This is a genomic window from Methanonatronarchaeum sp. AMET-Sl (assembly GCF_029854155.1).
Taxonomy (GTDB): domain Archaea; phylum Halobacteriota; class Methanonatronarchaeia; order Methanonatronarchaeales; family Methanonatronarchaeaceae; genus Methanonatronarchaeum.
In genome coordinates this window covers 196,382-209,820 of record NZ_CP122958.1, presented here as the reverse complement: position 1 = coordinate 209,820, position 13,439 = coordinate 196,382, and the positions used below count along the sequence as shown (strand labels likewise).

Below are 13,439 nucleotides of genomic sequence, written 5' to 3'. Positions count from 1 at the left end.
TAATATAACTGGAAAAAACACAACCCCATTATATATTTGAATCAAATTAATTTGTTTTTCTCTTGTTTTTTGGGTTTGTTGGAGGTTTAATAATGGATTTTAGTGACTATAGTTCTTATAAAGATTTTTATGTTGAGTTGGTTCAGCTTGAACGTAGGGAAGAGATGGAGAGACATCGCCGTGAAATCAGGGAGATGCATCCACGTGAGAGGCAGTCGAAGGGCCGAGCCCTAATCAACATGAAGGGTAAAGACAAAGGACGGGGTGTAGGCCAGAAATACCAGGTTAAATACTTGGGGTCGCGGGGTGGTGAATTACCCGATAACGAGATATCGGTTGGCGATCTTGTTATGGTCAGTAGGAACGAGCCCCTGAACCCAGATAATCCAACTGGAACTGTGATTGAGAAAACCAACTACTCCATAACAATTGAATATACCAATAAACCCCCAGGCTTCGCATTCGGAAAAGGTGTTAGAGTCGACCTCTATGTAAATGACATCACCTACCAACGAATGCTAGATGCCCTCAAAAAATGGAGTCAACCCAACACATCAAAAACATTAAGAGACATCATCGTTGGAATTAAAGAACCAAGGGAGCCAGAAACAACTAGAATCGATTTGAACAACAAAAACCTAAATAAATCGCAGAAAAAAGCTGTTCAACTTGCATTAAACGCAGAACACCTATTCTTAATACATGGACCGCCAGGCACAGGTAAAACCACAGCCCTGGTTGAAGCTATCGAACAACACATCGATCAGGGAGATCGTGTTCTTGCAACAGCAAGTTCAAACACCGCGGTTGACAACATGGTTGAAATGTTAAACAAGCAAGGAAGGCATGTGGTTCGGGTGGGCCATCCAGCCAGAGTCACAGAAACACTCAAACAACACACACTTGACCACATACTACAGAACGTTGAGGCCTACAAGGAAGGTCAGAGCGCAAGACAAAAAGCCTACCGCCTACTCGATGAACAGGAGAAACATACCTATCCATCCGGTCGGTGGAGACGTGGCCTAAGCAACAAAGCAATACAAGATCTAGCCAAAAAGGGAGAAGGAGCTAGAGGAATACCACCCAAAAAAATAGAGAGCATGGCAAAATGGATAGAACTAAAAAAAGAAATTGACCAGTTAATGGATAAAGCCAAGGAACTCGAGGACCAAGCCATCCGGGAGGTCTTAGAAACAGCTGATGTCGTTTGCACTACAAACTCAACAGCCGGAAGCAACCTACTAACAGAGATGGAGTTTGATACACTATTCATAGATGAAGCCACCCAAGCAACAGAACCATCCTGCCTTATACCAACCACAAAAACCAGAAAAATAGTGATGGCTGGAGACCACAAACAACTCCCACCAACAATCCTGAACCAAAAAGCTAAACAGAAAGGCCTGGAACAAACAATGTTTGAAAGACTCGCACAAAAACACAGTCAAAACATCCACACCTTAAAAAAACAATACAGAATGAACAAAGAAATAATGAAATATCCAAACCAAGAGTTCTACAACAACAAACTACAACCTGCAAACCAAGTCAAAAACCACACACTAACAGACCTAACCAACAAACAAACCACATTAACAAAAGAACCACTCACATTCATAGATAACAAAACACCCGAAAGAAAACCAGAAGGCTCAAACTCCAGAACAAACCCCGGAGAAGCAGAAATCACAATAAAAATAACCAAAAAACTACTCAACCAAGGCCTAAAACCCAGCCAAATAGGAATAATATCACCATACAAAGCACAAACCGAAAAAATAAAAGAAAAACTCCCAAACAAAAAAATAGAAACCAAAACCGTAGACGGTTTCCAAGGCAGAGAAAAAGAAACAATAATCGTATCCCTTGTAAGATCAAACAAACAAAACCAAATCGGATTCCTAAAAAACCAAAGAAGACTAAACGTTACAATAACAAGAGCAAAAAGAAAACTAATACTAATCGGAAACCCCAACACACTCAAAACCAACCCAACCTACAAAAAACTAATCAACCACATCAAACAAAACGGCCAATACCTAAAAACACAACAACAAACAACATAAAAAATTTCCAGTTTTTAAAAAAAAGAAATTGGGAGATAAATAATTAAAGGGATAAAAACCCCTTTTTCTCTATTTTAGTTGTATAGGTCTTTGATGACTTGGTTTAGTCCTAGTTGTTTTAGTTTTTGTTTTGTTGGTTTGCCTGTTTTTTTGTCCCAGCCTCTATGTTTGTAGTATTTGTTTAGGGTTTTTGTGTATTCTTTTTGGTCTATTTTGGCTCCTTCTGCTGGTCCGTTTGGTATTGGTTCTTTCATGAATCTTTTTGGTGGGTAGTCGTTTTCTCGTGTGATTCCTATTCGGTTGTTGAATGCTCGTTCTATGTTGTAGATTCGTTCTCCGGCTCTATAGAGCTCTTTTAGGGATGGTTCCCAGTTGGTGGCTGCTTCGATTAGGTCTCTGAAGTTTTTTAGTCTCTGTGGGTTCATTACGATTCCTTCGTATTTGCATAGGCCGGTTGAGTCGACTATTGCATGTCTGTTTTGGCTCCATACAACGTGGAATGGGTTTTTACCTAGAAATACCTCCACGCCTTCGGGCTCACCACTAACTTCCATATCGGCAGCCTCAAGAGCGACCTCACTGTCAGGGTAGGCAACTGACAATCCCTTTAAATGATCCATACCACGTGTGGCGGTGCATTGGTTCAAGGCCCAGGGTAAATGGCTTCGAATGTCGGCTAGAGAACCACGCATACCTTTTGTTTCAACAACCAACTCTTGGGCACCATTGCCACATATCTCACCAAGTTTCTTTGCACCTAAGGCAAGTTTATCTCCAAAACCATCTCGTAAACCTGTTTTCCTAACCAGATCCACAATTAATTCTGGATTACCCCACTCCAATTCACCATCGACCATTCTTTCTGGTAACATGTCTTCTTGATAGAGGTGCATGGCTACGGCTATTGCGTGGCCGGTGTGCATAGTATCTAAACCAAGTTTATTGGAAAGCGTGTTGCACTTAAGTATGGATTCAAGGTTTATGTTTCCAAGTTCAGCTCCAAATGCAGCAACATTCTCATACTCCGGCCCTCCACCCCTAGTTTGGTATGGACCTTCCTTAACGTGGTAGTACCGGCTGCAGCTGGCTGGACAGCCATAACAACCCTTATGCCTGACAACATAGTTCTCTAATAAGGCTTGGCCACCACATTCTTCAACCCACTCTGGCCATTGACCATCTTGATAATGCCGGTATCCACCAACACCAGCATCATCGATAATTCTCTGTAAAATTGTGGTACCGAGTTCTGAAACGGTCTCATAATTCGGGTGATTTAGAATGGCTTCTTCAAGCTCGTTACATGCATCCATGAATTCTCTTGGTTTTGCGATTTCAACCCCTTTAGTACCCCGTACAGCTATTGCTTTAAGGTTTTTAGACCCCATAACAGCGCCCATGCCTGTACGGCCGGCAGCCCGATGCATATCCGAAATAACACAAGCAAACTTAACTAAATTCTCTCCAGCCGGCCCAATACACGCAACACGAACACTCGGATCACCCAAATCCTCCTGAATAGCCTCAGTCGTCTCCCACGTATCAAGACCCCACAACTCACTTGCATCCCTTAACTCAACATCATGATCATCAATCCATAAATAAACCGGTTTATCCGCACGACCCCGAATAAAAACATGGTCAAAACCAGCATTATGTAATTCAGGACCCCAATGACCACCAGAGTTACTGTCACCAAAAATACCAGTAACCGGTGACTTAGAAGTCACAGTATACCTAGAAGAAGACGGAGCCGGCGTCCCAGAAAGAGGGCCATTACCAAAACAAAGAACATTATCAGGACCCAAAGGATCCGTATTAGGATCAACCCGGTCATACAATATTTTAGCGTTATAACCAGCACCACCAATAAACCCCTCAACTAAACTACGATCCATCTCTTTAACAACAGCCTTCTCCCGATCCAAATCAACCTCCAATTGGTTACCGCTCCAACCACTCCAACCTGACATTAAATACACCTCAATACATCATGCTTACAACCATCAACACAAACAGGGTCACTATCTCCACACAAATCACATTTAACAACAACCTCTGAATCGGGGTCAAGCCAGATATGACTACAAACCTCAGTACAATCACCACAACCAACACACAACTCTTGATCAACAACCACAACCCCATCCGTACGAGTTAAGGCATCATGGCTACAGGCCTCAAGACAATCAGCACTGGAACACTGACTACAAACCACAGGCTCAAACACCCCATCCCGCTCATCAGACCTAACCCGTATACCACTAGACCGAGGATTAACAACAGCCCTACCACGAGACAGGTTCTTATTCCACGAACACAAAACCTCACAACGCCTACAACCCCTACACAGATCCACATCCACCAAAACCCTTTCATTACCAGACATAACAATCACATTATAATTAAACAATTCCAGAAAGCCCTGTATACCCAAACCCCTAAATAAACAACCTACCGTAACACAAACGTAATACAGAGATGTGTAAGAAAAAATCAGATAACATAGAAAAACCAAAACCCATTATAACTAAACCACATTAATCTCTAAAAAAAGAAATTTTAAGAATACCTAGTTTTATTGAGGTAATATTAAAAATGCCGTATTCAGAGTTGCCTAAATCATATTTAGAGAGGTTTAAGGAAGTATATAAAGAGAATGGAGTTAAAGGAATTTTAAAAGGAATTCCTGAGGTGATAGACCAAGGGAATATTAAGGGCAATCTAAAAGCCTTGAATAAATACACCCTAGATAAACTGAAGTATAGAAATTCAATGGCCCATCCTTTGAAAATAATTGAGATAGATCCAGCAGAAGTAAAATACATGCAAAAACCACGTTTCAAGGGAAGTTTATTCACATACACAGTTGATGGTGATTGGGATATCAACAAACTAGAAAATTACCAAGAATACAGAGAAATTAAAAAAAAGAAAAAAGGAAAAAGATTCATAGTTCCCATAAGAACATATCCCAGATATAAATCGTTTAAAAAACATTTTATTGAAGGAGTTCCATGGGAAGAGACCAAATTCTATAAAAAAAGAATCAAAAAAATCGAAGAGAAAGGACCCAGACCTAAAAAAAGAACCGGAACAAAACCAAAACTAAAAAAACGCCTCAAAGGCCTCGACAAACTATACCAAAACATAGAGAAACATGGCTACAAAACACAACAAGAAATCATAGAAAAAAGAAAAAACAACGAAGAAATACCTTTAAAACAAGAAAAACTAATATTCCGGCCAGCAGCTAAAAACGAAATTAGAATAAACATAGGAAGAAACGGTCAACTAATATTCGATGAAGGAAGACATAGATTCATAATAGCAAAACTACTAGGCATACCAAAAATACCTGTAAGAGTACTCGCAAGACACAAAAAATGGCAAAAACTAAGAAAAGAAATAGCCACCAAAAACAAAGAAAACCTCACAGAAAAATCCAAAAAACACCTAAACCACCCAGACATGAAAGACCTAACAAAAAACCAAACCTAAAAAAACAATATAAACCCTCTAAATTTAAATCTCCTATTTTTTAGAGTTATTTTTTAGGGCAAAGATAAAATGTTTGATTAAATCCAACTAAACAATATAGAGAGGTTAGTTATGTCTAAAGAGAAGTGGGTTGAGAAATATAGGCCAGGGTCTTTTGAAGAGATCGTTGGTAATCGGAAAGCGGTTAAGAAGTTTGTAGATTGGGCCGGGAAATGGAGGAATGGCCGGCCGAAAAAGAGAGGGATTCGTTTGGTTGGGCCGCCGGGGATTGGTAAGACTACCGCTGCCTATGTTTTGGCTGGTGAGTTTGGTTGGGAGGTTATGGAGATGAATGCTAGTGATGAACGTGCTAAAGATATTGTTGAGCGGTTGGCGGGAACCGCTTCTTCTTCTGGCACCCTATCTATGGGGACAGGTGGCCGGAGGCTCTTAATTATTGATGAGGCTGATAACCTTCATGGTAATGCTGATCGTGGTGGTAAGGCTGCTATCACTAGGATTATTAAGAGTTCTAGTCAGCCTATTGTTTTGATTGCGAATGATGAGTATGGTATGTCGGGTGGTATGCGGCGTAACACCAAGAAAATTGAGTTTAAACATCCTAAACAGGATGAGGTTGTAAAGGCTTTGCAGAGGGTGCAGAGAAAAGAGGGATTTAAGGCATATAAGAATGCTTTAAGAGAGATCGCCAGAAACGCAGATGGAGATGTCCGGGGAGCGATAAATGACCTACAATCGATCGCTGAATCCAAACTCCGTGGAGAAAAAGAGGTTTTAAGGAAAGAGGATGTGGATTTAGGCGACCGCAACCGTGAAGAGAATATCTGGAAATTATTGAACTCTGTGTTCCGAAACGACGACCTTGATAAGTTAAGGAGGGTGAAACGGGACTTGGATTCAGATATAAACCCCGATGATTTATTGCATTGGGTTGACAGCAACCTCCCAAAAAAGTATGAGGGATGGGACTTGGTTGGACCAACCAAGTATTTAGCTAGGGCCTCGATCTACCTTGGTAGGGTTGGTACAAGTGGTAATTATTCTTTATGGAGTTATGCATCTGAGATGTCTACCTATGGAGTTTGTGTTTCTAAGTCATTTCAATCGGCTCCTAAGTATCGGGGGCCGGAGATGTTTGGAATGCTATCCAAATCTAGGTCTTTGATGAATAAACAGAACAGCCTCACCCGGAAGATATCTAATGGATATTTTGTTTCTGAAGACCTAGCGGTTGAAATGGTTCCATACCTAAAGATTGTTTTTGAAAACGATAGGGAGCTGGCATGTGAGATAGCTAGTTACTTAAGGCTTGATGAGGATGAAGTCACGTATCTAGGTGGCGACCCCGATATAGCTAACAAAGAAGTAAAGGAGGTTCAGGAGATTGAGGATGATGAGGATGAAGCACAGGTATCGCTTGGTGATTTCTAATGCCATTGTTATTTGATAAATACAGGCCGCAGAACCTTGGGGAGGTTGCAAACAAAGAGGTTGCTAAAGGCCTAGAAAAACAGATTGAAAAAACAGGTTTACCACACACGATTATTTCTGGAAAAAAGAGTAGTGATAAAATAGAGTTTGCCTACGCATTATCTAAAACAGCTTTTGGAAGTCAATTTGAAAACAACACCGAGTTCGCGAGCGTGGAGGAGTTTTTCTCCAGAACTAAAAGTGATTTAAAAGACGACCAAAAATACTCCCGATATTTCCGTGAAGCCCGACGGGAAACCAAACGGCTCTACCGGAGATATGACATAGATAAATCTGCAGGCAGCGTCAGCAAGGAAAATGCATTCAAACAATACATAAAAACCATGTCAACCAACCACCCGGTGAACGCAGACTACCGCCTACTAGTGTTATTTGAAGCTGAAAGACTTTCAAGAAACCTACAGAACGCATTACGTAGAACAATCGAAAAATACGGCGACAACTGTCGATACGCATTCGTAGTAACAGCACTAAACGACCTAATCCCCGCACTACAATCCAGATGCCTACACATACCCACCACAACCACACAAAACACCCACCAAAGAATCAAAAAAGCAATCCAAAAAGAAGGTATCGAGATAACAGATGAAGCTATCGAAGCATTACTATACGCAACCCAAAACGACCCCATAAAATCATTCCTACTACTACAAGCCATAAACACACAGAAACAACAAACAATCGAGTTAAAAGACATCCAAAAAACAATCCAACAAACAAACACAAAAAACATCAAAGAAAGCCTGATGAAAGCAATTGAAGGAAAAACCAAAGAAGCAATCAAGAAAACAGATCAATTAATATACCAAGAAAACCTCCGATTCGACAAACTACTCGAAAAATGGAGCCAAACAACACACAACCTACCAATAAACGACAAAACAAAAGCCAAAATACAAATCGAGTTAGCAGAACTAGACATAGACATAAGAGAACTACCAGAAGACCCAAACCAAAAAAAGAAATACGGAAGAGCACTCTACAAAAAATTCCTAGCCAATATACACCAACCCAACAAATGAAAGATATATCAAACAAAACCACCCAACTAAATACCGGGGCTCGTAGCTCAGCTTGGCAGAGCGGCTGGCTCTTAACCAGTTAGTCAGGGGTTCAAATCCCCTCGAGCCCGCCTAACCCAACCCCTTTTTAGGGAGAACTATCTTATTGTTTTGGAGTTATCTTTTGTTTGTTAGAGGTGTTTTTTTGAGTGGTGTTAGACAGAGTTTGGATATGAATTGGATGGAGGTTGCTCGGGTTGTTGCTAAACGCTCTACGTGTACTCGCCGGAAGCATGGGGCTGTGATTGTTAATAATAAGGAGATTGTGAGTACTGGGTATAATGGTGCGCCCCGTGGTTGGGAGCATTGTACCAGTAATGGCTGTAACCGGGAGGAGTTGGAGATTCCTAGTGGCCATCGTTATGAGTTGTGTCGTGGTGTGCATGCGGAGATGAATGCGATTATTCAGGGTGAGAAACAGTTGATGGAGGGTGCAACCATCTACATTACGGGATATCCATGTAGGATCTGTGAGAAGTTGATTGTTAATGCACAGATTAATGAGATTAAGTATCTTGATGATGGTGTTATTAAGAGTGTTGATGTGGATAAATTAGAAGAGGAAGAAAACCAATATGGTGAAGTGGAGATTTAAATGGTTGTTGGAGTTACTTTACTAAATGTTAAGCCAGGTACAGAGCGTGAGATTCAGAGAGACCTTGAAAGCCGTGAAGGCGTTCGTGAGGTCTTGCATGTTTTTGGTGAATATGATTTTATTGTAATTGTTGAAGTCGATGGATTGAGCAAACTAAACGATATAGTCGATGAAATACGTGAAATAGGTGGAGTGTTGTCAACACAGACAATTATAGGCGCCGAGATGTCCTGAAAAAAACTAATTTAGTTATATCAAGAAATTTAAAGTATTTCGAAGACCAAAAAATAGTAACCTTAGCATTGGTTGTTTTTATAGATTTTATCTGGAGCGCCTTAAACTGATAAACTTAGTTATGTTAGCCTGTAACGGCTGGAGGGGCATGTATGGGGATTGAGTATAGTTCTAGAGATATAGAGATATTGGAGGGCTTGAAAGCGGTTCGTAAACGCCCAAGCATGTATATAGGGAGTACCGGGCCTCAAGGCCTCCACCACTTAATTTACGAGGTAGTTGACAACAGCATAGATGAAGCTATGGCCGGCTATTGCGACCAAATAGACGTCACAATAGAGGACGGAGAAACTGTAACTATAAGTGATAATGGCCGTGGTGTACCGATCGATAAACACCCCGAACTTGGTAAGAGCGGGGTCGAGGTCGTTATGACCAAACTCCACGCCGGAGGTAAATTCGACCGTAAAACCTACAAAGTCTCCGGAGGTCTACACGGAGTCGGTGTCTCAGTAGTAAACGCCCTATCAAAATGGCTAGAGATAACCGTTAAGAGGGATGGCGGTATCTACCGCCAGCGATACGAACGTGGTTTACCGGCCACCGAACTAAAGAAAATTGGAGATTCCAGTGAGACTGGAACAAAGATCTCTTTTAAACCCGACCCCAAGATATTTGATGAAATCAAACTGGATTACAACCGCGTACTATCCCGTATGCGGGAACTAGCATTCCTTAACAAAGGCCTGCAAATCGATTTAAAGGACGGTAGAAACGGCCGAACCGATTCATTCCATTTTGAAGGAGGCATCAAATCCTTTGTTAAAAAGATTAATGAGAATAAAGAGGTCTTACATCCAGAACCAATCTACATAACCGATTCAAGCGATAACGTAGAGGTAGAGGTCTCCCTTCAATACACAGATGGATACAGCCAGAACATACTCTCCTTCGCAAACAACATAAACACAAAAGATGGAGGAACCCACCTAAGCGGATTCAAATCTGCCTTAACCCGAGTAATAAACCAAGTTGGAAGCGATAAAGGCATTTTAGATGATGAGAAGTTATCTGGTCAGGATGTGCGTGAAGGCCTAACGGCTGTGGTGAGTGTACGGCTTGAGGAACCACAGTTTGAAGGCCAGACCAAAACCAAGTTAGGTAATGGTGAGGTCCGGGGGATAGTTCGTAGTGTCTTAAACTCCGGTTTAAAGGAGTTTTTAATGGAGAACCCAGGGGTGGCTGAAACCGTTATCTCGAAGTCTGTTCAAGCTATGCGGGCTCGTAAAGCAGCTAAAGAGGCTCGAGAACTAACACGCCGTAAATCAGCTTTAGAAAGCACTAAACTACCTGGAAAACTATCAGACTGCACTTCCAGAGACCCAGAGCTCTCCGAACTCTTCGTAGTCGAGGGAGATTCAGCCGGTGGCTCAGCGAAACAAGCAAGAGACCGACGTTTCCAAGCAATCCTACCACTAAAAGGAAAAATCCTAAATGTAGAGAAAGCCAGGCTAGACCGAATACTAGACAACAACGAAATAAAAAGCCTGATCACAGCTATAGGAACCGGAATCGGAGACGAATTCAATCTAGAAAACCGGCGTTATGACAAAATAATAATAATGACAGACGCCGACGTAGACGGAGCACACATCTCCACCCTACTACTCACATTCTTATATAGATACATGAAACCCCTAATCGAAGAGGGAATGGTATACCTCGCCCGACCACCCCTATACAAAATAACAGGCCGTGGAAAAAGCAAATACGTATACACAGAACAACAAAAACAACAAGCCCTCCAAGAAATCAACAACCCCGGCATACAACGATACAAAGGCCTGGGAGAGATGTCACCACAACAACTATGGGACACCACAATGAACCCAGAAAACCGAATCCTACTACAAATACAAAACCAAGACGACGTAGGAGCCGACGAACTCTTCACAATGCTAATGGGAGAAAAAGTAGAGCCAAGAAGAAACTTCATAATCGAAAACGCATCCGAGGTCACAAACCTTGACATCTAAAAAAGGTGATTTTTTTGAACCCAAGTGAAGCACGCAGAGTCGAAGACGTCCAAATCCAACACAAAATGAAAGAAGCCTACCTAGACTACTCAATGAGCGTAATAGTAGGTCGAGCACTACCAGACGTCCGAGACGGCCTAAAACCAGTACACCGCCGCATACTATACGCAATGCACGACATGGGCCTAAAACACAACAGGCCATACAAAAAAAGCGCAAGAGTAGTCGGAGACGTACTAGGTAAATACCACCCACACGGCGACACAGCCGTATACGACGCAATGGTCAGAATGGCCCAAGACTTCTCACTAAGATACCAATTAATCGACGGCCAAGGAAACTACGGATCACTCGACGGAGACTCCGCAGCAGCAATGCGATACACAGAAGCAAGATTAACCGAACTCGCCGAAGAAATGTTAGAAGACCTCGACAAAGAAACAGTCGACTGGAAAGACAACTTCGACGGCTCAATGCAAGAACCCGAAGTACTACCAGCAAAACTACCCAACCTCCTCGTAAACGGAGCATCCGGCATAGCAGTCGGAATGGCAACAAACATACCACCACACAACCTAACAGAAGTAATAAACGCAGCAATACACCTAATCGAAAACCCAAACGCCGAGATAACAGACCTAATGAATTATGTCGAGGGACCCGATTTCCCTACGGCTGGAGAGATCGTGGGAAGAGAAGGAATATACCAGGCCTACAAAACCGGTAGAGGTAAAATAACCGTCCGAGGCACCACCAGAATCGATGAAGACGAAGACCGCATCATAATCGACAGCATCCCATACCAAGTCAAGAAATCCAAGATCGTGGAACAAATAGCCGACCTCGTGAAAGAAGATAAAATCCAAGGCATATCCGACCTACGAGACGAATCAGACCGAGAAGGCCTCAGAATAGTAATAGAACTAAAAAGAGACGCCAACCCCGAAGTAGTTCAAAACAGAGTCTACAAAAGCACAAGCCTAGAAACCACATTCGGAATAAACAACCTATCCATAGTAGATGACGAACCCGAAGTCCTATCACTCAAAGAAATGCTACAACACTACATCGACCACAGAACAAACGTAGTGAAAAGACGAACCCAATACCTACTCAAAGGAGATGAAGACCGCCTACACATAGTAAACGGATTAATACACGCCGTAGACAACATCGACCCCGTCCTAGAACTACTACAATCATCAGAAGGCAGACAAGATGCAATGGATAGACTAAAAACCAAATACAACCTAACAGAAAAACAAACAAAAGCCATACTCAACATGAGACTACAGAGACTAACAAAACTCGAAAAAGAATCACTTCGAGAAGAACATAAATCACTAAAAACATCCATAGAAAAATACCGAAACCTACTTTCAGACCGTCAAAACCTACTCGACAGAGTCAAAAAAGAATTAGTAGAACTAAAAGAAAACCATGGAGACCCCCGACAAACCCAAATAAAAGACGGAATGGAATCAATACAAGAAATCGACCTAATACCCAAAAAACAAGTAACAATCTTCCTAACAGAACAAGGCTACATAAAAAGAACACCACTATCCGAATACAGAATCCAAAGAAGAAGCGGAACAGGAATAATAGGAACAGACCTAAAAGAAACAGACCAACTACGAGAAATCACAACAGCATCCACACACGACATGCTACTACTATTCACAGACCAAGGAAACGTCTACTGGCTAGAAACCTACCGAATACCAGAATACTCACGCCGAAGCAAAGGAAAACCAATAGTAAACCTACTCAACCTCAACCAAAACGAAAAAATCACAACAATACTACCAACCAACAACCTCGAAAAAGACATAGACCTACTCTTCACAACCAAAAAAGGATACATCAACCGAACACCACTAAAAAAATACAGCAACCCCCGAAAAACAGGCATAATAGCAATCGACCTACAACCAGACGACCAACTCATCGACGTAAAAAAACTAAAGAAAAACCAAAAAATAATAATAGCATCCAAAAACGGCCAACTCACAAAATTCGACGAAACAGAAGTAAGACCAACCGGCCGAAACACAATGGGCGTAATCGGAATGAGACTAGAAAAAGACGACGAAGTCATCGGAGCATCCACAACAACCGAAAACAAACACATACTCACCGTATCAGAAAACGGATACGGAAAACTAACACCCACACACAAATACAGACAAACACACAGAGGCTCAAAAGGCGTAATCACACTAAAAACAAACAAAAGAAACGGCAAAGTAAAAGACATCGAAGCCGTAAACAAAAACCAATACCTAATGCTCGCCACTCAAAAAGGAATGATAATAAGAATACCAATAACAGACATATCAACACAATCAAGAAACACCCAAGGAGTAAAACTAATGCAAACCAAAAACGACAAAATAACAGACATACAACGAACACAAAACTAACAACCCACACAACACAACACAAC

The 13,439-nt window shown here is 41.6% G+C and carries 10 protein-coding genes and 1 tRNA gene; 9 read left to right on the top strand and 2 right to left on the bottom strand.

All coding sequences use genetic code 11. From position 1 onward, the window contains the following. The first annotated feature begins 92 nt into the window (after positions 1-92). Positions 93-2,069 carry an IGHMBP2 family helicase gene (locus QEN48_RS00990; protein WP_280108556.1) on the top strand — a complete coding sequence of 659 codons (1,977 nt, stop codon included), beginning with the start codon at positions 93-95 and terminating at the stop codon, positions 2,067-2,069. Between the two features lie 74 nt (positions 2,070-2,143). Here QEN48_RS00990 and QEN48_RS00985 read toward each other — a convergent pair whose 3' ends face one another. Beyond that, positions 2,144-4,042, bottom strand: coding sequence for an aldehyde ferredoxin oxidoreductase family protein (locus tag QEN48_RS00985; protein ID WP_280108555.1), 1,899 nt, complete (start codon positions 4,040-4,042; stop codon positions 2,144-2,146). Continuing rightward, positions 4,042-4,458 (bottom strand): 4Fe-4S dicluster domain-containing protein, encoded by a 417-nt coding sequence (locus tag QEN48_RS00980; protein WP_280108554.1) that lies wholly within the window; start codon positions 4,456-4,458, stop codon positions 4,042-4,044. Before QEN48_RS00980 ends, QEN48_RS00985 begins: the two co-directional genes overlap by 1 nt. Positions 4,459-4,667: 209 nt before the next feature. Between QEN48_RS00980 and QEN48_RS00975 the strand changes: the two genes are divergently transcribed. The 8 genes from QEN48_RS00975 to gyrA all read left to right on the top strand — a co-directional run bounded on the left by QEN48_RS00975 (position 4,668) and on the right by gyrA (position 13,416). Beyond that, positions 4,668-5,570 carry a hypothetical protein gene (locus QEN48_RS00975; RefSeq protein WP_280108553.1) on the top strand — a complete coding sequence of 301 codons (903 nt, stop codon included), beginning with the start codon at positions 4,668-4,670 and terminating at the stop codon, positions 5,568-5,570. Between the two features lie 111 nt (positions 5,571-5,681). Continuing rightward, positions 5,682-7,001 (top strand): replication factor C large subunit, encoded by a 1,320-nt coding sequence (locus QEN48_RS00970; protein ID WP_280108552.1) that lies wholly within the window; start codon positions 5,682-5,684, stop codon positions 6,999-7,001. Then, complete coding sequence (locus tag QEN48_RS00965) at positions 7,001-8,086, top strand: hypothetical protein (RefSeq protein WP_280108551.1); 1,086 nt, start codon at positions 7,001-7,003, stop codon at positions 8,084-8,086. Before QEN48_RS00970 ends, QEN48_RS00965 begins: the two co-directional genes overlap by 1 nt. 36 nt (positions 8,087-8,122) lie before the next feature. Next, positions 8,123-8,196 (top strand) — tRNA-Lys (locus QEN48_RS00960). Between the two features lie 101 nt (positions 8,197-8,297). Beyond that, positions 8,298-8,720, top strand: coding sequence for a dCMP deaminase family protein (locus tag QEN48_RS00955; RefSeq protein WP_280108550.1), 423 nt, complete (start codon positions 8,298-8,300; stop codon positions 8,718-8,720). Then, complete coding sequence (locus QEN48_RS00950) at positions 8,721-8,954, top strand: Lrp/AsnC ligand binding domain-containing protein (RefSeq protein WP_280108549.1); 234 nt, start codon at positions 8,721-8,723, stop codon at positions 8,952-8,954. Positions 8,955-9,106: 152 nt separating this feature from the next. Continuing rightward, positions 9,107-10,990 (top strand): DNA topoisomerase (ATP-hydrolyzing) subunit B, encoded by a 1,884-nt coding sequence (gene gyrB / locus QEN48_RS00945; protein WP_280108548.1) that lies wholly within the window; start codon positions 9,107-9,109, stop codon positions 10,988-10,990. 14 nt (positions 10,991-11,004) lie between these two features. Continuing rightward, positions 11,005-13,416 carry a DNA gyrase subunit A gene (gene gyrA / locus QEN48_RS00940; protein ID WP_280108547.1) on the top strand — a complete coding sequence of 804 codons (2,412 nt, stop codon included), beginning with the start codon at positions 11,005-11,007 and terminating at the stop codon, positions 13,414-13,416. The last annotated feature ends 23 nt before the right edge of the window (positions 13,417-13,439 follow it).